12 protein-coding genes are annotated in these 19,492 nt (G+C 70.8%); 2 read left to right on the top strand and 10 right to left on the bottom strand.

The window, feature by feature from the left end; all coding sequences use genetic code 11:
• Positions 1-7 precede the first annotated feature (7 nt).
• The 3 genes from ASF68_RS10225 to ASF68_RS10215 all read right to left on the bottom strand — a co-directional run bounded on the left by ASF68_RS10225 (position 8) and on the right by ASF68_RS10215 (position 3,567).
• Positions 8-1,006 carry a carbohydrate ABC transporter permease gene (locus ASF68_RS10225; protein WP_056009881.1) on the bottom strand — a complete coding sequence of 333 codons (999 nt, stop codon included), beginning with the start codon at positions 1,004-1,006 and terminating at the stop codon, positions 8-10.
• A gap of 5 nt (positions 1,007-1,011) precedes the next feature.
• Positions 1,012-2,271, bottom strand: coding sequence for an ABC transporter substrate-binding protein (locus ASF68_RS10220; RefSeq protein WP_082455986.1), 1,260 nt, complete (start codon positions 2,269-2,271; stop codon positions 1,012-1,014).
• Positions 2,272-2,358: 87 nt separating this feature from the next.
• Positions 2,359-3,567 carry a Gfo/Idh/MocA family protein gene (locus tag ASF68_RS10215; RefSeq protein ID WP_056011750.1) on the bottom strand — a complete coding sequence of 403 codons (1,209 nt, stop codon included), beginning with the start codon at positions 3,565-3,567 and terminating at the stop codon, positions 2,359-2,361.
• A gap of 183 nt (positions 3,568-3,750) precedes the next feature.
• Between ASF68_RS10215 and ASF68_RS10210 the strand changes: the two genes are divergently transcribed.
• Positions 3,751-4,788, top strand: coding sequence for a LacI family DNA-binding transcriptional regulator (locus tag ASF68_RS10210; protein ID WP_235526782.1), 1,038 nt, complete (start codon positions 3,751-3,753; stop codon positions 4,786-4,788).
• Here ASF68_RS10210 and ASF68_RS10205 read toward each other — a convergent pair.
• The gene (locus ASF68_RS10205) at positions 4,778-7,360 is read right to left on the bottom strand and encodes a bifunctional lysylphosphatidylglycerol flippase/synthetase MprF (RefSeq protein WP_056009879.1); all 2,583 of its coding nucleotides are present in this window, start codon (positions 7,358-7,360) and stop codon (positions 4,778-4,780) included. The genes ASF68_RS10210 and ASF68_RS10205 overlap by 11 nt on opposite strands.
• A 255-nt stretch (positions 7,361-7,615) precedes the next feature.
• Between ASF68_RS10205 and ASF68_RS10200 the strand changes: the two genes are divergently transcribed.
• The gene (locus ASF68_RS10200) at positions 7,616-9,007 is read left to right on the top strand and encodes a glycine--tRNA ligase (RefSeq protein ID WP_056009877.1); all 1,392 of its coding nucleotides are present in this window, start codon (positions 7,616-7,618) and stop codon (positions 9,005-9,007) included.
• 96 nt (positions 9,008-9,103) lie between these two features.
• Here the strand turns inward: ASF68_RS10200 and ASF68_RS10195 are convergent, their stop codons facing one another.
• From ASF68_RS10195 to ASF68_RS10170, 6 genes are all read right to left on the bottom strand, one after another.
• Positions 9,104-9,847: a dienelactone hydrolase family protein gene (locus ASF68_RS10195; protein ID WP_056009875.1), complete on the bottom strand. Its 744-nt coding sequence runs from the start codon at positions 9,845-9,847 to the stop codon at positions 9,104-9,106.
• 203 nt (positions 9,848-10,050) lie between these two features.
• Positions 10,051-11,682 carry a beta-N-acetylhexosaminidase gene (locus ASF68_RS10190; protein ID WP_056009873.1) on the bottom strand — a complete coding sequence of 544 codons (1,632 nt, stop codon included), beginning with the start codon at positions 11,680-11,682 and terminating at the stop codon, positions 10,051-10,053.
• 25 nt (positions 11,683-11,707) lie between these two features.
• Positions 11,708-12,058, bottom strand: coding sequence for a hypothetical protein (locus tag ASF68_RS10185; protein ID WP_056009871.1), 351 nt, complete (start codon positions 12,056-12,058; stop codon positions 11,708-11,710).
• A 189-nt stretch (positions 12,059-12,247) separates the two neighbouring features.
• Positions 12,248-13,990: a DUF5605 domain-containing protein gene (locus tag ASF68_RS10180; RefSeq protein WP_056009869.1), complete on the bottom strand. Its 1,743-nt coding sequence runs from the start codon at positions 13,988-13,990 to the stop codon at positions 12,248-12,250.
• Between the two features lie 108 nt (positions 13,991-14,098).
• A complete protein-coding gene (locus ASF68_RS10175; RefSeq protein ID WP_056009867.1) occupies positions 14,099-16,927 on the bottom strand; it encodes a family 78 glycoside hydrolase catalytic domain in 2,829 nt (942 codons plus the stop codon).
• Complete coding sequence (locus ASF68_RS10170) at positions 16,924-19,401, bottom strand: beta-glucosidase (protein WP_056009865.1); 2,478 nt, start codon at positions 19,399-19,401, stop codon at positions 16,924-16,926. The genes ASF68_RS10175 and ASF68_RS10170 overlap by 4 nt, the downstream gene beginning before the upstream one ends.
• Between the last annotated feature and the right edge of the window lie 91 nt (positions 19,402-19,492).

Below are 19,492 nucleotides of genomic sequence, written 5' to 3'. Positions count from 1 at the left end.
GGTGTCCTTACTCGTCGACCGCGCGTCGGTTGACGCGGAGGTAGACGATCGCGAAGAGGAGCGAGATGACGATCAGGATGTTGCTGAACGCGGCGCCGACGCCGAACTCGAAGTTCACGAACGACTCCTGGTACGAGCGCACGGACAGGGTCTGGGTGGCGTTCGCCGGGCCGCCGTTCGTCAGGCCGAGGATGATGTCCAGCACCTTGATCGTGTAGACGACGCCGAGCACGAGCACCACACTCACCACCGGGCGGAGGTTCGGCCACGTGATGTGGCGGAAGGCCTTCCACCCCGTCGCGCCGTCGAGCGCGCCCGCCTCGTACAGTTCGTCGGGGATGTCCTGCAGGCCTCCGTAGAGGATCGTGACGTTGAACGGGATGCCGATCCAGATGTTCACGAGGACGACCGCGAACAGGGCGACCGAAGGACTGGTCAACCACGGGACTCCGCCGAGGCCGATGGTGCCGAGGGCGGTGTTCAGGACACCGCTGTCCTGATCGAGGATCGACCGCCAGGTGGCGCTCGACACGATCAGGGGGAGGAGCCAGGGGAGCAGCAGCATCGCCCGGAGGAACGAGCTCAGGGGGAAGCGTCGCTTGAAGAACACCGCGAGGGCGAGCCCGATCACGAACTGACCGGCGATGGAGCCGACCGTGAACAGCGCCGTGTTGAGGAGCGCCGGGGTGAACAGCTGGGAGCTGAACACGGTCACGTAGTTCGCGAACCCGACCCACGGTGCCTCGCCCGTGAAGAAGGTCTTCGTCGTGTACTCCTGGAAGCTCATCGTCACGTTCTTGACGACCGGGTAGCCGAAGAACAGCACGATGTAGAGCGCTGCCGGGGCGACGAAGCCGAGCTTGACGAGGTCTTCCCGACGGACGCGTCGGCGCCGGCGGGCGGCCCCGGCAGGGGTGCGCTTCAGGGGCGCACCCCCGTCGGTGCCGTCGGGACGTCGGTCGGTCTTCCGGTCCTGGAGCGAGGCTCCGGCGATGCCGCTGCTCATCGGGATCAGCCCGCGGCCGCCTGCTTGAACGCCTCTTCAGGCGTCGCCTGCCCGGTCAGGGCGAGCTGGATGGCGGTGTAGATCTCGGTCGCGGCCTCGGGCCATTCCTCACCGAGTTCACCGGTGCGCGAGCGGGCGTTGGCGACCTGCTCGGTGAACGCGGCCATCTCGGGCACCTTGGCGACGTACTGCTCGGCCAGGGCCGTCTTCGTCGGGACGGTGAAGCGTGCCTCGGCGAGGGCGAGCTGGTTCTCGTCGCTCGAGATGCACTCGACGAACTTCGCGGCCTTCGCCTGCTTGTCCTTGTTCCCGGTCACCGGGACGGTCCAGACCTCGCCACCGAGCGGGGCGACGGGTGTCTGACCGGCCTTGTTCACCGGCACCTGGACGCTGCCGTACTTGAGGTCCGTGTCGGCGCTGAGTGCCGGGATCTGCCACGGGCCGTTGATCATCATCGCGGCCTTGCCGGCCATGAACTGGTCGTTGACGTCGGCCTGCGACCAGTTGATGACGCTCTTCGACGCGGAGCCGGAGTCCACGAGGTCGACCTGCAGCTGCAGGGCCTCGGCGACCGCCGGCGTGGTGAGGTCGGTCTCGTCGCCCCCGTTGGTCCACATGAACGGCAGGAACTGCCAGCTGCCCTCGTAGGTGGCGATGGAGCTGAACGCGAGCCCGTAGGTGTCGCCCTCGGTGAGTGCGGCCGCCGCCGTCTTCAGCTCGTCCCACGTGGTGGGCGGGGTGATGCCCTTCGCGGCGAGGAGGTCCTCGTTGTAGAAGAGGCCAAGGGTGTTGACCGTCGGTGCGAGGCCGTAGACCTCGCCCTCGTAGCTCGCGGCGTCGAGGATGCCCTTCGCGAAGCCGGAGGTGTCGACGTCGTAGTCGCTGAGCGGCGAGAGACCGCCGGTCGCCGCGATCTCCTGCACGTCCGGGTTGTCGAGCATGAGCACGTCCGGCAGCGTCTTGGACGACGACTGCTGCAGGACCTTCTGGATGAGGTCCTTGCCGGGGACGTTCTCGCGCTTGATCTTCACGTCGAGCTCCGTGGCGCAGCGGTCGAGGGCTTCGCCGACGAGGGTCTTGTCGGGCTCGTTGTTGTAGTAGTCGAGGATCGTCAGGGTGTCGGCGTCGCCGCCGGCCGCAGCGCCACCGCCGCCGCTGCACGCGGTGAGGGCGAACGGGGTGATCGCGAGGATCGCGAGCGAACCGAGCACGTGCGGCCGCCGGATGAGGCGCTGCTTCGTGTCGCGGGTGGTCGTGGATCGCATGTCATGGCTCCTTTGCCTGGTGAGTGGTGATCGTGGTGCGGTGCTGATCGTGGTGCGGTGGATGGTCGTCGGATCGGTCGGTGGTGGTCAGTGGTCGAGCGTGACCCAGCCGGCGTTCGCCGCGGCGCTCTCGGCGACGGCGGTGAGGATGCGCTGCACGCGGAGGCCGTCGGCGAAGCCCGGCTCGGGTCGCCGGCCGGCGGCGAGGTCGCGGGCGAGGTCGGCGACCTCGTGGACGAAGGTGTGCTCGTAGCCGAGGCCGTGCCCGGCCGGCCACCAGGCGCCCGCGTAGGGGTGGCCGGGCTCGGTGACGAGGATGCGCCGGAAGCCGGCCTCCTCCGCCGGGAGGGTGTGGTCGTGGAACTCGAGTTCGTTCATGCGCTCGAAGTCGAACGTGATCGAGCCGTCGGAGCCGTCCACCTCGAGGCGCATCGCGTTCTTCCGGCCGGTGGCGAAGCGGGTGGCTTCGAACGTCGCGAGCGCCCCGCCGTCCGTCCGGCCGATGAACACGACCGCGTCGTCGACAGTGACCGTGCCGGTGCGCGGGGTGGCGGCGGTCGCGGTGGCGCTGAGGCCGCTCGACGCGTCGGGGAGCGGACGTTCGGTGACGAAGGTCGAGCTGAGCGCGCTGACCCCGGTGAGCTCCTGCCCCGTCACGAAGCCCACGAGGTCGATGATGTGGGCACCCAGGTCGCCGAGCGCTCCGGAGCCGGCCTGCTCGGCGTCCAACCGCCAGACGAGGGGGAAGTCGGGGTCGACGATCCAGTCCTGCAGGTACTGCGCGCGGATATGGCGGATGGTGCCGAGCCGGCCGTCGGCGACGAGGCGCTGCGCGTAGGCGAGTGCCGGGGTGCGGCGGTAGCTGAAGCCGACCATCGCCTGCACGCCCTGGGTCGCGGCGCGTTCGGCGGCCGCGACCATCCGCTCCGCCTCCTCGAGTGTGTTGGCGAGCGGCTTCTCGCAGAGGACGTGGATGCCGGCGTCGAGCGCGGCGATCGCGATCTCGGCGTGGAGGTGGCCCGGCGTGCAGATGTCGATGACGTCGACGTCGCCCCGGGTGAGAAGGGTGCGCCAGTCGGTCTCGACGTCGGCGATGCCGAATCGGTCGGCGAAGGCATGGGCGGCTCCGGCGTCCCGACCGCTGACGGCGACGAGTTCGACGCCGGGGCCGAGGTCGAAGAACCGCGGGGCGGTGGTCCAGGCCTGGGCGTGGATCGATCCCATGAAGCTGTATCCGACGATCGCGACGCGGAGCGGCTGCGCCGGACGGTCGTCGACGGTGGTGGCTGCAGGCATCTTCGCGGCTCCTTCGCCGGTCGAGGTCGGATCGCGCACGGCCGGAAGTTAACCGGTTTACTGCGCGCTTCGGGAACCAGCATGCCTGCGTCTCCGCCCGCCGTCAAGGATGAATTTAACCGGTTTACCGAATCGTGATCCGTGAGAGACTTGCCGGACACCAGAGCACGTGAGCGGGGACCCATGGCAACGATGCGTGACGTCGCGCGGCTCGCCGGAGTCTCCGTCGCCACCGTCTCGTTCGTCGTCAACGACTCGAAGCCCGTGTCCCCGGCCACCCGCCTCCGGGTCGAGTCGGCCATGGTCGAGCTGGACTTCCGACGGAACGCGGTCGCCAGGGCGCTCGCGAGCCGCCGTACCCGCATGATCGCGCTGCTCTTCCCCGTCCTGCAGCACCGCCTGTCGGACACCGCGGCCCGCTTCTTCACCGGTGCCGCCGAGGCGGCCTCCGAGCTCGGGTACACCGTGGTCCTCTGGCCGGAACCGAGCGACCCCGAGGCCCTCCGTGGACTCACCTCCGACGGCCTCATCGACGGCGTGATCCTCATGGAGGTGCGCCTCTACGACCACCGGGTCGACCGATTGCTGGCGGCGCGGACCCCGCTGACGCTCATCGGCCGCACCCGCGACCCCTCCGGGCTCGACTACGTCGACGTCGACTTCGAGGGCATGGTGGAGCAGTCGATCGACCGGCTCCAAGAGCTCGGGCATCGGGAGTTCGTCCTCGTCGAGGAGGTGGAACGCGAGGGGCTCGACGGTTACGGGCCGGTCGTGCGCGTGCAGGAGACGTTCCACGCCGTCTGCGACGAGCGCGGCCTCCGCGGCCGGACCCTCCGGTGCGCCCCGGACCCCGCCGGCGGTCGCGCGCTCGCGGCGACCCTCGTGGCCGAGGCTCCCGAGGTCACGGCGATCCTCGTCCTCAACGACCGGGCGGCCCTCGGGCTCGTGAGCGAACTGGGCAAGCTCGGCGTCTCGATCCCGGATGAGCTGTCCGTCGTCCTCATCGGCTCGACGCGCGAGGTGTCGGAGGCGGCCGATCCGGCGCTCGCCGTCACCCTGCTCCCCGCCACGGAACTCGGACGCATGGGGGTGGAGACGCTCGTCGGCCGCCTCGACGGCACGCTCGGCGAGCTCCGTCACGAACTCGTGAAGGGTCCCTTCCTCGAGGGCGAGTCACTCGCCCCACCGCCGGTGGCGGGGCAAGCTCGGCTCAGCGGCTGAGGGTGCGGACGAGCGCGATGGCCTCCTTCGGGGAGACGTCGGGGAGGTAGGCCTTGCCGACGGCCGTGCCGATGATCGGGAGCGCGAGCGGGTCCGAGTAGGTCATGTAGATGGTCTCGTACGTCGGGTTGAACTTCGCCTTGAACCGGAACAGCGAGGAGAACCCGTAAGCGGGCTCGAGGGTCTTCGCGAGGAAGTCCATCAGGCGCGTCATCGCGGTCGCCGGCGGTGGCGTCTCACCCGGCCGGAGCGGTTTCGTGGCCAGCGGTGCGCCGGAGAGCGACAGTACCTCGACCCCGGTCTCGCGCATGTGCAGCGCGGCCGAGGCGATGAGGAACTCCATGACCCCGTTCAAACTGCCGTCGGCGCGGCGCATGAAGTCGATCGTCCACCCGACCACGCGGCCGTCGCGGTACGACGGCAACCAGCTCGTGATCGCCTGCAGCCGTCCGTCGGGCCCGATCGCGAGCATGAGGGCGACCTCCGGGTCCTTCAGCTCCTCCATCGCACCGAGCGTGAAGCCCATCTCCGGGAGCTCCTTCTCCGCCACCCACTGCTCGGAGATCGACGTGATCTCGTTGACCATCGCCAACGGCAGCTCGTCCCAGGTGGTCCAGAGCGTCGTCAGCCCCTCCTTGATGCCGCGGTTGAGCGCCTGCCGCACCTTCTGCCACGGCTTGCCCGTGAGTTCGAAGGTCGGCGGGTGCATGAGGGTCTCCTCGCCGACCGACATGACCTGCCAGTCGAGCTCCGCGAACACCGGCAGGTACTGCTCGTGCACGCTGTAGAACACCGGGATCCAGCTGTTCGCGTCGCAGAACTCGGCGAACCCGCGGATCGTGGAGCGGCCGTCGGAACCCGGTGCGATCGGATCGGACATCGTGATCGCGATCCCGTTGATCACCCGGTAGGCGACGGCGCTGCGGCCGTCCTCGGCGAACCAGTAGTCGTTGCCCGGCCAGGTCGCCATGAACCCCATGGTGCCGCCGCCGCCCTGCTTGAGGAGCTGCCGGATGCGGGCGCCGTCACCCTGGTGCGTCGTCGGCCCGGTCGCAGCGAACAGCCGGAGCATGGCGAGCAGGAACACGGCCCAGAAGATGGGGCCGACCCACTCGAATGCGAACACGGTGAGCCCGTCCGTGGGGAAGGTGGGGCTTCCGAGCGAGCCGAGGAACACCCCGGGCAGGAACCGGCGCGGCACGTCGGACAGGAGGGTGGCGAGGCCGGCCGGCTCCGGGAGGAACGTGGCGCGGTTGATCCACCCGATGAGCAGCTCGCCGATGAGTAGCACGACGAACGCGAAGAAGACGGTGAACACGAACTCGCGACGGGCGTCACGGGGCGCCCGCACCTGGAAGTGCCGGCGCTGGGCGATGAGCAGGAGGGCGAGCGCCAACGGGACGACGAGCGCGGCGGCACCCCAGAGCAGGATCTCCCACAGGTCCGTCCCGTTCTGGTCGAAGCGGAGCGCGTACACGAACGCGAACGCGCCGATGACGGCGAGGGCGAACTTCACGACGATCGTCAGGATGAGCGCGAACCGCCGGCCGTTGCGCAGGCCGATCGCCGCGACGACGAGGAGCACGAGCGGCACGAAGGTCAGGACGAGGGACCCCGTCCCGGCCTGGCTGGCGATCGCGATCTCACGGTTGCACTCGTCGGTGAAGCTCGCGGCGCACCGGCCCATGACCTCGTCGTAGTCCGGGACGGTGTCGCTGAACACGTTCCCGAGATAGGAGAGCAGGCCGATCGCGTTGGGGGAGATGATCGAGATGAGCGGCCCGATCGCCGACACCGAGATCGTCGCCGCCAGCAGGGTCCTCGTCTCCTGGTGCGAGCTGCGGTTCCAGCGGGTGCGCTGCCGGCCCAGGGCCCGCGCGAGCACCCGCCCGAGCACGAGCCCGAGCATGGCGGCGATCAGTCGGTACACGTCGGTCGTGTCGCCGTTGTAGAGCACGAACATGAGGATGAACCCGATCGTGATCACCCGGATGCGCCGCCGCCAGAGGGGGAGGGCGAAGGCGCTCGCCGCGAGGAGGGCGCCGACGATGCCGACGAAGGGGTCGAGGGTCAGATCCAGCTCGACGGTGATCGCCCAGAGCTCGCCGATCGCGGCCCCGATCGCCTGCAGGCCGATACCCACGAGGGTGCCGGCGACCCCGAGGACGAGGAAGGTCCAGAGGGTGCGCCGCGAACCCATGAGGCGTTCGGCGACCCCGAGCAGTCCGACGGCGCCGAGGACCGCGAACACGAGTTGGAACGGGTCCCAGGCGATCACGAGGGCGCTGAGCGGCGTCCACCAGTGCCCGGCCTCGACGGTCGTCGCGAACCCGGCGGCCCACTGCTCCTGGACCGCCGTGGAAGCGGGGCCGGTCGCCGTACCGGTCAGGACCGCGAGGACGAGGATGATCGCCGCGAGCCCGAAGCTCACGGGTGTCCCGCGGACGAACCGGACGGCCGACGTCTGGAAGCCCGCGAGCCGTGCTGCGGTGCGTGATCGCCGCGACTCCGTCGATGTCGTGCCCGTCGCTGTGGGAGGTGTGCCCGTCCCCGGTGTCTCGCTCGAGCTCATGATGTCCCTTCCGCCGTGCTGTCCGGCGTGCCACTCCTCACGATCATGGCCTGCGGGGAGCGGACTTGGCGAGTCCGCCGGGCGGCTTCACGGCGGAGGCGCGCGCCGATGGGCCACGGGGTGTGCCCGCCGCCCGTGCCTCGGTTTGGTGGTGCTCAGCGACGCGCCCGTAGGATTGGAGGGTTCCGGGAGCGGGCGCCAGCCAGGCGTCAGCACCGCAGACACCGCCGCGATCCGCGGCATGGAGAGGCCCACATGGCAGAGCAGTCCCGACTCGATTCCGTCGTCACCCTGGCGCAGCACCGAGGGTTCGTCTTCCCCTCCGGCGACATCTACGGCGGAACCCGGTCGGCGTGGGACTACGGGCCCCTCGGCGTGGAGCTCAAGGAGAACATCAAGAAGCAGTGGTGGAACGCCTTCGTGCGCGGCCGCGGCGACATGGTCGGTCTCGACTCCGCCGTCATCCTCCCCACCGCCGTCTGGGAGGCGTCCGGCCACGTCAAGGTCTTCAGCGACCCGCTGACCGAGTCGCTCATCACCCACAAGCGCTACCGGGCCGACCACCTCTTCGAGGCGTACGAGGCCGAGCACGGCCACCCGCCGGAGAACGGCCTCGCCGACATCCCGGACCCGGAGCACCCGTCGAAGATCGGCCAGTGGACCGAGATCCGTCAGATGTCCGGCCTGCTGAAGACGTTCCTCGGTGTCGTCGACGACGAGTCGGGCCTGCACTACCTGCGCCCGGAGACCGCGCAGGGCATCTTCACCAACTTCTCGAACGTGCTGCAGACGGCGCGCAAGAAGCCGCCGTTCGGCATCGGCCAGATCGGCAAGGCGTTCCGCAACGAGATCACCCCCGGCAACTTCATCTTCCGGACGCGTGAGTTCGAGCAGATGGAGATCGAGTTCTTCGTCGAGCCCGGCACGGACGACGAGTGGCAGCAGACGTGGATGGACCTCTGCTGGGCGTGGTTCATCGACCTCGGCATGACGCCCGACAACATCCGTTGGTTCGAGCACCCGCAGGAGAAGCTCGCACACTACTCGAAGCGCACCGTCGACATCGAGTACAAGTTCGGCTTCGCCGGCAGCGAGTGGGGCGAGCTCATGGGCGTCGCGAACCGCACCGACTACGACCTCAAGGTGCACGCCGAGAGCTCCGGCAAGGACCTCAGCTACTTCGACCAGGCGAAGAACGAGCGGTACATTCCGTACGTCATCGAGCCGTCGTTCGGCCTGACCCGTGCGCTCATGGCCTTCCTCGTCGACGCCTACGAGGAGCAGGAGCTGCCGCCGAACGCCAAGGGCAAGATCGAGAAGCGCACCGTGCTGCACCTCGACCCGCGCCTCGCGCCCGTGAAGGTCGCCGTGCTGCCTCTGTCCCGCAACGAGGCGCTCTCGCCGCTCGCCCGCCAGATCGGCGACGAGCTGCGCGGCTCCTGGAACATCGACTTCGACGACTCGGGGGCCATCGGTCGCCGCTACCGCCGTCAGGACGAGATCGGCACCCCGTTCTGCGTCACGGTCGACTTCGACTCCCTCGAGGACAACGCGGTGACGGTCCGCGACCGCGACAGCATGCAGCAGGAGCGCGTCGCGATCGACGAGCTGTACGCCTACCTCGCCACGCGCCTCAAGGGCGCGTAGGCCTCCACCGCTCCACACGAACGCCCGCTCGCCCATGTTTGGGCGAGCGGGCGTTGCTTCGCCCAAGAATGGGCGAACGGAAGCGGATCGCCCGGGTCAGGCGTTGCCGAGCGAGGTGTCGAGGAACGCGAGGGTCTTCACCCAGGCGTCGGCGGCCGCGTCCTCGCGGTAGGTGATCGTGTTCGTGTCGTTGAAGAACGCGTGTCCGGCCTCCGGGTAGACCGTCGCCGTGAACTCCACGCGGGCGTCCTCCATCGTGGTCGTGAGGTCGGGGAGGCTCTTCATGAGGTCCTCGTCCTGGTCGCCGTAGAACGCGAGCACAGGGCAGGCGATCGACGTGACGGCCTCGGGCTCCGGCGGGTACCCGTAGAACGGGACGGCGGCACGGATGCGGCGGTCGGCGGCCGCGAGCGCGAAGCTGTACCCGCCACCGAAGCAGAACCCGACCACGGCGACGCGTCCGTCGACACCGTCCTCGTCGAACAGGACGTCGACGGCCTTGCCGAGGTACCCGAGCGCCTCCTCGGCGTACTCCGGCGACTTCGACACCGACAGCGCCTCGCGGAACCGCGGCTGCGCGGCCGTGCGGGTCGCCTCGTCGCCACTGAAGACGAGCTCCTGCAGCTCCGTGCCGATCTCCGGGGTGACGCCGGCGCCGCTCAGGATGTCGGGCGCGACGACGATGTAGCCCTCCGCGGCGAAGCGGTCGGCGACGTCGATGATGTGCGGGACGAGCCCCCAGATCTCGTGGATGAGGACGAGCCCGCCGCGGAGTTCGACGCCCTTCGGCGGGTCGGCACGGTAGGCGGTGACGCCCTTGGTCAGCGTGATGGTGGTCATGTCGCCAGTGTTCCAGCCGACCCTCCGCGACACCTGGGGGTTGCGCTGGGTGGACAGTGGGCGTGCGGGCGCCCTTCGACAGGCTCAGGGACCGGGGCCCTTCGACAGGCTCAGGGACCGAGGCCCTTCGACAGGCTCAGGGACCGAGGCCCTTCGACAGGCTCAGGGACCGGGGCCCTTCGACAGGCTCGGGGACCGGCGCGCTAGGCGCGGATGTCCTTCGTGAGCTCCTCGACGAGGGCGGCACGCTGCTCGCGCGTGGAGGGCCGGCCCTCGGCGTCCGGACGTTCCTGCCACGGCAGCGGACCCGTGGCCCGCCGGTACTCGACGCCGAGCGCGTCGAGCCGGGCCAGGTGCTGCCCGAGACGTTCCTCGAAGCCCGCGAGGTCGCGTTCCCGACCGACCCACGCCACCTCGGCGAGGGCGCAGAGGCGCGGATACGCCTGGTAGTCGATGACCCGGGCCGAGTCCATGTGCTCGGTCCAGATGTTCGCCTGCACGCCGATGACGTGCGCGCCCTCCGCCTCCGTCAGCTCCGCGGGCACGGGTTCGAAGGTGTAGACCTCGGCGACGGTGAGCGGCGGGCCGACCGGGATGGGCTCGCGCGGGTCGTCGGACTCCCGGTAGTCGAGGTAGACGCGGTCGTCCGGGCACGCGATGACGTCGTAGCCCTGGCGCGCGGCCACGACCGCACCGAACTCGCCGCGCCACGAGGCGACGGTCGCGTCCTTCGGCAGCCCGCCGCCCTCGAGGATCTCGTCCCAGCCGTAGAGCCGCCGGCCGGCGGCGGACAGGTGCGTCTCGAGCTGACGGATGAACCACGCCTGCAGTTCCTCGACGGAGGCGAGCCCGCGCTCGGTCATGAGCGCCTGCGTGCGCGGGCTCGCGGCCCAGCGGGTCTTCTTCGCCTCGTCGCCGCCGACGCCGATGAAGGTGGAGGGGAACAGTTCCATCACCTCGTCGAACACCGTGCGGAAGAAGTCGATGGTCGGCTCGCCCATGTCGAGGATCGCCTCGTTGATGCCCCAGCGCGTCCACACCGACGGCTCGTCGGGATCCTGCGCGACGTCGGGGACGGCGAGTTCCGGGTAGGCGGCGATGATGGCTCGCGCGTGGCCCGGCAGGTCGACCTCGGGGACGACGGTGATCGAGCGGGCTGCGGCGTAGGCGACGATCTCGCGGAGATCGTCCTTCGTGTAGAAGCCACCGTGGGGCCGGCCGTCACCCGGTGCGTGTCGTGCGGCGCCGTGCTGGCTCTCCGTGCGCCAGCCGCCCACCTCGGTGAGCTTCGGGAAGGCGTCGATCTGGATGCGCCACCCCTGGTCGTCGGTGAGGTGGAAGTGGAGGACGTTGAGTTTGTGCCGTGCCGCGAGGTCGATGAAGCGGAGGACGTCGGCCTTCGGGAGGAAGTGTCGGGCGACGTCGAGCATGACCCCGCGCCAACCGAAGCGGGGTGCGTCGTCGATCGTCGTGGCCGGGACCGTCCAGTCGACACCCGGCACGAGCGCCCGGCGGTTGACGGCGGGCGGCAGGAGCTGGGTGAGGGTCACCGCTCCGGAGAAGGCGCCGGACGCGTCGGACGCGACGATGCGCACGCCCTCCTCGCTCACGGTCAGGCGGTAGCCGCCGGCGGGCAGGCCGTCCTCGTGGATGAACGCGATGCTGTCGGTCCGGAGGTCGATGCGGGCGTCGAGGTCGTAGCCGGTCGAGGCCTGCAGGACCTCGCGCAACCAGCGGCTCGCCGCCGTGAAGCGACGGTCGCCGCCGAGGCCCGTCGTGTCGCGGAGCGTGAACGCGCCCTCGTGCTGCTGGACGGTCGTTGGCAGGGGAAGCATCGATGGTCTCCTCGGGTGGACGTGCTCAGGCGCGGGTGTCGACGAGCGTGGTGAGGCGGTCGGCGATCAGCGTATCCGAGACGACCGTGAGCGGTGACTGTCCGGCTTCGGCGGCGAGGTCGGCGATGCTGCGACCGACGAGCTCATGCAGATCGGGGTGCGAGACCTGGGCGATCCGGACGGTCGACCAGTCGATGCGCTCGGCGACGGGCGGTTCGGCGAAGGACCGCTCGAGCTCGGCGATCACGGCGTCGTCACGCAGGCGGTCGAGGACCGCGTCGCCCCCGCCACCGGTCACCCAGCTCGGCAGCAGCGCCGTGAGCGCCGTTCCTCGGAGGACGCTGCGCAGCAGGATGGTGCCGGTTCCGTCGTCCATGGGTCGCACTCCAGTCGTCGAGCGGTTGCGCATACCGCAACGCAGGTTGCGCGAATGCCCGACAACTGTAAGTGGTCCGAACAAACCTGTCAACGGGGGCACTTCGACAGGCTCAGCGACCGGATGGGGCGGCTCAGCGAGCGGGGAGGGCGGCTCAGCGACCGGGTGGGGCGGCTCAGCGACCGGAGGTCACTCCACGCGGCGGAGGCGCACCGCCATGAACTGCCGGCCGGGGAGGTCGACACGGACGGTCCCCGAGAACGTGCCGGGCAGCGTCTCCACGGTCATGTTCCAGGTGTCGAGCACGTCGACGTGGAACTCGCCATCCGGAAGGAACACGTTCCGGAACCGCGGACGGTTGAACCCGAAGTACCCGATGACGTAGCGCCCGGCGACCCCGCCCCACGGCACGTCCCAGTCGCCGGGGAGCGGGTCGAGCACGCCCGTCGGGGACTCGGCCGAGATGCGCTCGAGGAAGGCGATGCGATCCGGGCTCGAGCCGATGAGCGGTCCGCCCTTCGACCAGAACAGCTCCTCGCGCTCGTTGAGGTACGTCTCCCCGTGGCCGACGTAGCCGCCGCGGATCGCGCCCTCCCAGAACCGCCGCACCATCTCCTCGCCGGTGATGTTGCCCCAGCCCTGGTCGATGTCGCCCTCGTACGCGCACTCGTCGATGACGATCGGCTTGCCCCACTGCTGCCGCCAGAGGTCGGTGTTCTCGGCGGTGCGGTACACGTCCACCCGCTGCACGCTGCAGTGCGTGATCCACGGCTTCGTGTAGTCGTAGAAGCCCTGGCAATTGTGGATCGAGTTGAGGTGCCCGTGCGGGTCCTCGTCGCCGACCACCGCGGCCAGGCGCTCCCAGTCGTCGGTCGTCTTCGCCCAGAGCAGGTCGTACTCGTTGGCCATCGACCACCACACGTTCGCGAAGGCGGCGAGTCGGCGCACCGCGTAGCGGAGGTACCGCTCGTCGACGGCCGGGCCGAGATCGGCGAAGCCCCACCGGTCGTAGGCGTGGAAGAGGATGAGGTCCGCTTCGATGCCGAGCGCCCCGAGCTGGGCGATGCGGTGCTCCAGGTTGGCCCAGTACGCCGGGTCGAACCGCTCGACGTCGAAGCCCTCGGCCAGGGAACCGACGAAGGGGAACGACGTGGGTTCGTTCGCGTTGTAGAGGTACGACTTCGGGAACACGCACATGCGGATCTTCGTGAACGGCGCGGCGGCCAGGGCGGCGAGCGTCGCCTCCTGGAGCTCCACCGTCTGGTGCGTCCAGGCGTACGCGGTCGTGCCAAGCGGGCGGTGCCGGGTGCCGTCGGCGTGCGCGAAGTGGAACCCGTCCACCCGGACCGGACCGTGGTGACCCGGCTCGGCGGCGCCGACCGTCACCGTCCCGGTGATCCCGTCGAGCGATCGTGCGGTCGAGGTCGTGGTGAACGTCCACTCGCCCGGCTCCTCGGCGAGGAGCCGCACGAGGTACCGGCCGTCGCCGTCGTAGAAGCCGCCGACGGTGAGCTCACGCGCGCCGTTCGTGAACGTCGCGCCGAGCTCGACGTCGACGAAGGGGTTGCCGTGCGATGGACCGTCGAAACGGACCTCGACGACGCCGTACTGCGGGACGGTGCCCGGCACGGTCACGGCCGCCGAGCCGCGTCCGACCTCCTCGCCCTCGTAGCCGGTGTCCGGCTCGATCGCCTGACCGTAGGGCGCGCGGGCCTCCGGGCCGTCGTCGACCTCGGCCAACGCCGCCCACAGGCGTTCCTTCGCCTCGTCGTCGGCGAGCTCGGGGACGATCGCGGAGAGCTGGCCGAGGCGGATGCTCGTGAACTGCTTCGCCATCGGCGACGCCGCGATCCCGGGCAGGAACACCTCCAGGACGGCTCGGCCGGCCGGGCTGGTGAGGACGTCTCCGAAAGCTGAGCTGCGGTCGAACATGGATCTCCAGTGATCAGCCGAACGGGTCGGCGGTGGGCGAACGGTGGTGCTGTCGATGCGGGTGGTGCTGGCGGTGCGAGTGTTGCACGTGAAACAGCCGAGTGGCGTTTATCGCGCAACCCCCGCGGCTGACACGGCGGCCAGGGCGGCCGCGACGTCGTCGAGCATGGTCGGGGGCGTGAACATGAGGAGCTGCCGGACGGTCCGACCGCGGCTCCACTGCGTCCCTCGACGGATCTCGTCGGCCTTGGCCTGATCGTGCCGGGCCACGGCCGCCAGGAGGGCGTCGTAGGCGGCCGGGCGGTCGATGATCTCCGAGAGCGGCGACTCGAGGTCGAGTTCGACGGTGTCGTCGAGAGCGGTCGTCTCGACCACCGGCACCGTCCACTCGTACCGACCCGATCCCACCGTCTCCACCGGTGCACCGGGCAGCGCGACCGTGGCCGTCGTGTTCGGCGGGACCTCCGCCGTGACCACGAGTGACGAGCCCTCGCGGCGCCAGGCGACGGACGCCGGTCCGTACGGGGTGAGGTGTCGAGCTTCGGCGTGGTCGAGCCCGTCGATCGGCTGTGGGGCGATGCGCAGCTCCCGGTAGCCGGGCGCTGCGGGAGCGAGTCCCGCGACCGTGCGGTGCAGCCAGTCGGCGACGGCACCCAGGGCGTAGTGGTTGAAGGAGGTCATCTCGCCGGGGTTCACCGAGCCGTCCTCCAGCAGGCTGTCCCAGCGTTCCCAGACCGTGGTCGCACCCTTCGTGACGGGCGACAGCCACGACGGGTTCTCGGTCTGCAGCATGAGGCGGCCGGCGGCGCGGAGGTGACCGCCGTCGGTGAGCGCGTCGGTGATGAGCGGCGTCCCGACGAACCCCGTGCCGATGCGGTAGCCGTCGGCGCGCACGAGGTCGGCGAGTCGGTCCGCGAGCCGCCGCCGCACCCCGGGATCGTCCACGAGGTCGAACCGGAGGGCGAGGGCGTAGGCGGTCGGCGCGTCGGACATCATCCGGCCGGCCGGCGTCACGTACTCGGCGGCGAACGCGGCACGGCTCCGGTCGGCCAGGGCGCCGTAGTGCTCGGCGTCCGCCGTCTCGCCGAGGAGGGCGGCGGTGTCGGACAGGATCCGCAGCGACCTGGCGTGGTACGCGCTCGCGACGATGTCGGAGTCGACCCGGGCCTTCGCGGGCTGGTCCGGCGGCGCGCTCGGATCGAGCCAGTCACCGAGCTGGAACGTGTTCGACCACAGCCCGTCGGTGCTGACGCGGAGCACGGCCTCGACCCACGACCGCATGGACGCGTACTGCTCGCGGAGCACGCCGAGGTCGCCGTAGCGCTCGTGGAGCACCCACGGGACGACGGTCGCGGCGTCTCCCCACGCGGCGGTCGGACCGCCGCCGGCGAACCCGGAGAGCGCCGCCGGCACGACCATCGGGACGACGCCGTCCGCGTGCCCCTGCTCGAGCGCGAGGTCGCGCAGCCAGGAGTCGAGGAAGGCGGAGCTGTCGTAGAGGAAGCTCGCGGTGGGCGCGAAGACCTGGAGGTCGCCCGTCCAGCCCAGTCGCTCGTCGCGCTGCGGGCAGTCGGTGGGGATGCTGAGGAAGTTCCCGCGCATGCCCCAGACGACGTTCTCGTGCAGGCGGTCGAGCAGCTCGTGCGACGAGGAGAACCAGCCGGTGCGCGTGAGGTCGCTGTGGAGGACGACCGCGGTGACCGCCGACGGGTCGACGTCGCCCGGCCAGCCGTCGATCTGCGCGTATCGGAAGCCGTGGAAGGTGAAGCGGGGTTCGATGGTCTGCTCGCCGTCGCCCGGGAGGGTGACGTGGTCGGTGGCCGCGGCGTTGCGGAGTGGTCGGAGGGCGAGCTCGCCCTCGTCGAGGACCTCGGCATGCCGGAGGGTCAGGACCGTCCCGCGGGGGCCCGAGACGGTGATGCGGAGTCGGCCGACGAGGTTCTGGCCGAAGTCGAGGATGGTCGCACCGGACGGCGCCGTGAGCACCTCGGCCACCGCGCGTTCCTCGATGCGACGGACGGGCGCGGCGATGCGGGCCTCCGGCACGGGGTGCGCTGCGTCGTCGACCAGGGCGGCGGACCACCCGGACGCGTCGAAGCCCGTGGTGGCCCAGCCGGGCTCGGCGAGCGTCGTGTCGATCGCCTCACCGGCGTAGATCCCACTGTCGACGAGGTCGGCGCCGTCCGCGGCGGACCAGCTGTCGTCGGTGACGATGGTCGCGGAGGTGCCGTCGGCGTAGTCGAGCTGCAGCTGGGCGGCGACGAGCGGCTGCTCCCCGTAGATGCGCTTCGCGAACTGGAAGAAGCCGTACCGTTCGGTGTACCAGGCGCCCGCGACGGTCGCTGCGACGACGTTCTCGCCCGGCTCGATGAGCGCGGTGACGTCGACCGTCTCGTGCACGAGCCGGTCACCGTAGGCGGTCCAGCCGGGGGAGAGGACGTCGGCCGAGACGAGGGTGCCGTTCAGCTGCGGCTCGGCCGCGCCGAGTGCGGTCCAGTACAGGCGGGCACGACGGACGGGTCGGTCGACGGTGAAGGACCGACGGACGCGCATCGGCTGCGCGGCCCGTTCCGGTGCGGCCAGCCCGATGAAGCCGGCGGCCCAGGCGCCGTCCGCGAGGAACGCGGCCTCGACGGTGAGCGGTGCGCTCCACGGGGTCTCCTCCCCGCTCGTCGAACCGGCCCGGACCTCGAGGGTGCGGGTCGTGTCCGGCGACAGCGCCTCGAACGGCCAGGCGACGAGGACCGAATCGCGACCCTCCAACCGGGCGGTCGCGCCGGTGTCGTCCCGCAGCTCGGCCCAGGCCTGCACCCAGTCGGTGCCCGGCGTCTCGACCGTCCAGCTCAGCCGCGGGGTCGGCGTCGCGACCGCCGGGCTGTCGTCGCGGGCCTCCGCCCGCAGCCGCCCGATCCGCGCGCCGGTCGTCGCGGCCGTCATCGGACGGTCCCCGTGGCGATCGGGACGACCGTCTCGTGGACGAGGTCGACCACCGAGGAGCCGATACGGAGCGTGACGTCCCCGGCTTCGACCTGCCAGCCGTCGGCCCAGTGGGCGAACACCCGCGCGGGCAACGGGACCTCCCAGGAGACGGTCTCGCCGGCCTCCGCGCGGACCACGGCGGATCCGACCAGCCAGCGCACGGGGCGGTCGACCGCGGAGTCGGCGCGCTCCGCGTACACCTGGACGACGTGCTTGCCGGCGCGCTCGCCGGTGTTCGTCGCGGTGCCGGCGAGGCGGGCGGTCCCGGCGTCGACCGCGCCGGAGACGGTGCCTTCGTCGATGGTCCAGCTCGTGTACCCGAGGCCGTGACCGAACCAGAACGCGGGCTGTGCGCCAGAACGCAGCCACGCCCGGTATCCGATGTGGATGCCCTCCTCGTAGCGGAGCACACCGTCCACCGGCGTGACGTCGAGCACGGGGACGTCGTCGAGCGACGCGGCCCAGGTCGTGCTCAGGCGCCCTCCCGGTTCCGCGACACCGAGGAGGACGTCGGCGAGGGCGTTGCCCATCTCCTGGCCGCCGAACCACCCGAGGACGACGGCGGCGACGTCGTCACTCCAGGGGAGCAGGACGGGGGCACCGGAGTTCACGACCACGACCGTGCGCGGGTTCACCGCGGCGACCGCGCGGACGAGCTCGTCCTGGCGGCCAGGCAGGGAGAGGTCGCTGCGGTCCCAGCCCTCGGACTCGACCTTCGCGTTGGTGCCGACGACGACCACCGCGACGTCCGCGGTCCGGGCCGCCTCGACGGCCTGTGCGATGAGGGCGTCGGGGTCGGAGTCGTCGGGGGCGCGACCGACGGTCACGCTGATCGCCCCGAGGCCGTTCTCACTCGGGGTGAGGTCGAACTCGGCCCGGATCTCGACCGGCACCTCGGCCTGCGCGGAGAAGGCACCGGTCGCCGACGGCGGAGCGAGGAGTGCAGCACCGAGATCGTTGCCCACGATGACGGGCTGCTCGTCGACGAGGAGGACGCCGTCGACGAAGAGGCGGCCGTGGAGGCCCGTGGCGAAGCCGAGCTTGAGCTGTTCGGAGGCCTCCGGCGTGTACGTGGTCGTGAGGACGAGCTGCGCCGCCGTGCCGATCGGGGCGTCGCCGCCGAACCAGACGAGCGCGGTGGAGCGGCGATCCTCGGCGAAGAGCTCGGAGCCGTCCGCGTCGACGAAGGAGGCGAGCAGTCCGGGCTGACCGGTGCGCGGGTTGGTGAGGCGGTCGAGCGGCAGTTCGGCGACGCCCTCCTGCACGATGGCCCCGACGGCGTAGTCGATCGTCGCGTCGGGGAGGGCGAGCGTGAGGCCCTCGAGCGGGCTGACCGTGTGCTCGGGGAGCACCGTCGCGCTGCCGCCACCCTGGGTTCGGGAGTCGCGGGCGTTGTGCCCGATGACGGCGACCCGGCTGAGGGAGGCTGCCTCGAGCGGCAGGGTCCCGTCGTTGGTGAGCAGCACCACGCCCTCGATCTCGGCCTCGCGGGAGAAGGCGACGCCGTCGACCGGGGCCGGGGCGAGCGCCTCCTCGCCGAGCGCGCCGACGCGCACCGCCAGCGCCAGGAGTCGGGCGACCTTGCGATCGACGGCGGCCTCCTCGACCCGACCGTCCCGTACGGCGGCGACGAGGGCGTCGCTCCAGGCGGGGGCTGGGCCGGGCATGGCGAGGTCCTGCGAGGCGGGCGCGGACCCGAGGCTGCGCACACCGGTCCAGTCGCTGACGACGACGCCGTCGAACCCCCACTCCGAGTTGAGCGGCGTCTCGAGCAGCTCGTTCTCGCTCATCGTGACGCCGTCGACGGAGTTGTAGGCGCTCATGATCGCCCAGGTGCCGGCCTCGGTGACGGTGCGTTCGAACGGCGCGAGGTAGAGCTCGCGGAGGGCCCGCTCGCTCGCCCGCACGTCGACCGTGAACCGGTCGGTCTCGGAGTCGTTCGCGACGTAGTGCTTGGGGGTCGCGGCGACCCCGTTGTCCTGCAGCCCGCTGACGTAGGCGGCGGCGAGCGAGCCGGTGAGCTCCGGGTCCTCGCTGAAGGCCTCGAAGTGGCGGCCGCCGAGGGGCGAGCGGTGGAGGTTGATGGTCGGGCCGAGGACGACGTCGACGCCCTTTCGGCGGGCCTCTGCCGCAGCGACCGCACCGTAGCGGTAGGCGAACGACGGATCCCAGGACGACGCGAGTGCGGTGGCCGACGGGAGGTTGATCGAGGGCGAGCGCTCGTCCCAGACCGGCCCACGGACGCCGGCGGGCCCGTCGGACAGGACCATGGCGCGCAGGCCGATCTTCTCGAGCGGCACCGTCGTCCAGAAGTCGGCACCGGAGACGAGCGCGACCTTCTCCTCGAGGTCGAGGCGGGCGACGAGGGCGTCGATCGCCGCGGTGTCGACGGGCTTCGTGGCGGCGGCGTGCCGGGGAGTGGTGATGGTCATGCGATGTGGGTCCGTTCTGGGGTGGCCCTTCGACAAGCTCAGGGACCGGATGTGGGTCTCAGGGACCGGATGTGGGTCTCAGGGACCGGAT

Source organism: Plantibacter sp. Leaf314 (assembly GCF_001423185.1).
Classification (GTDB): domain Bacteria; phylum Actinomycetota; class Actinomycetes; order Actinomycetales; family Microbacteriaceae; genus Plantibacter.
This window is presented reverse-complemented; position numbering and strand designations above follow the sequence as displayed.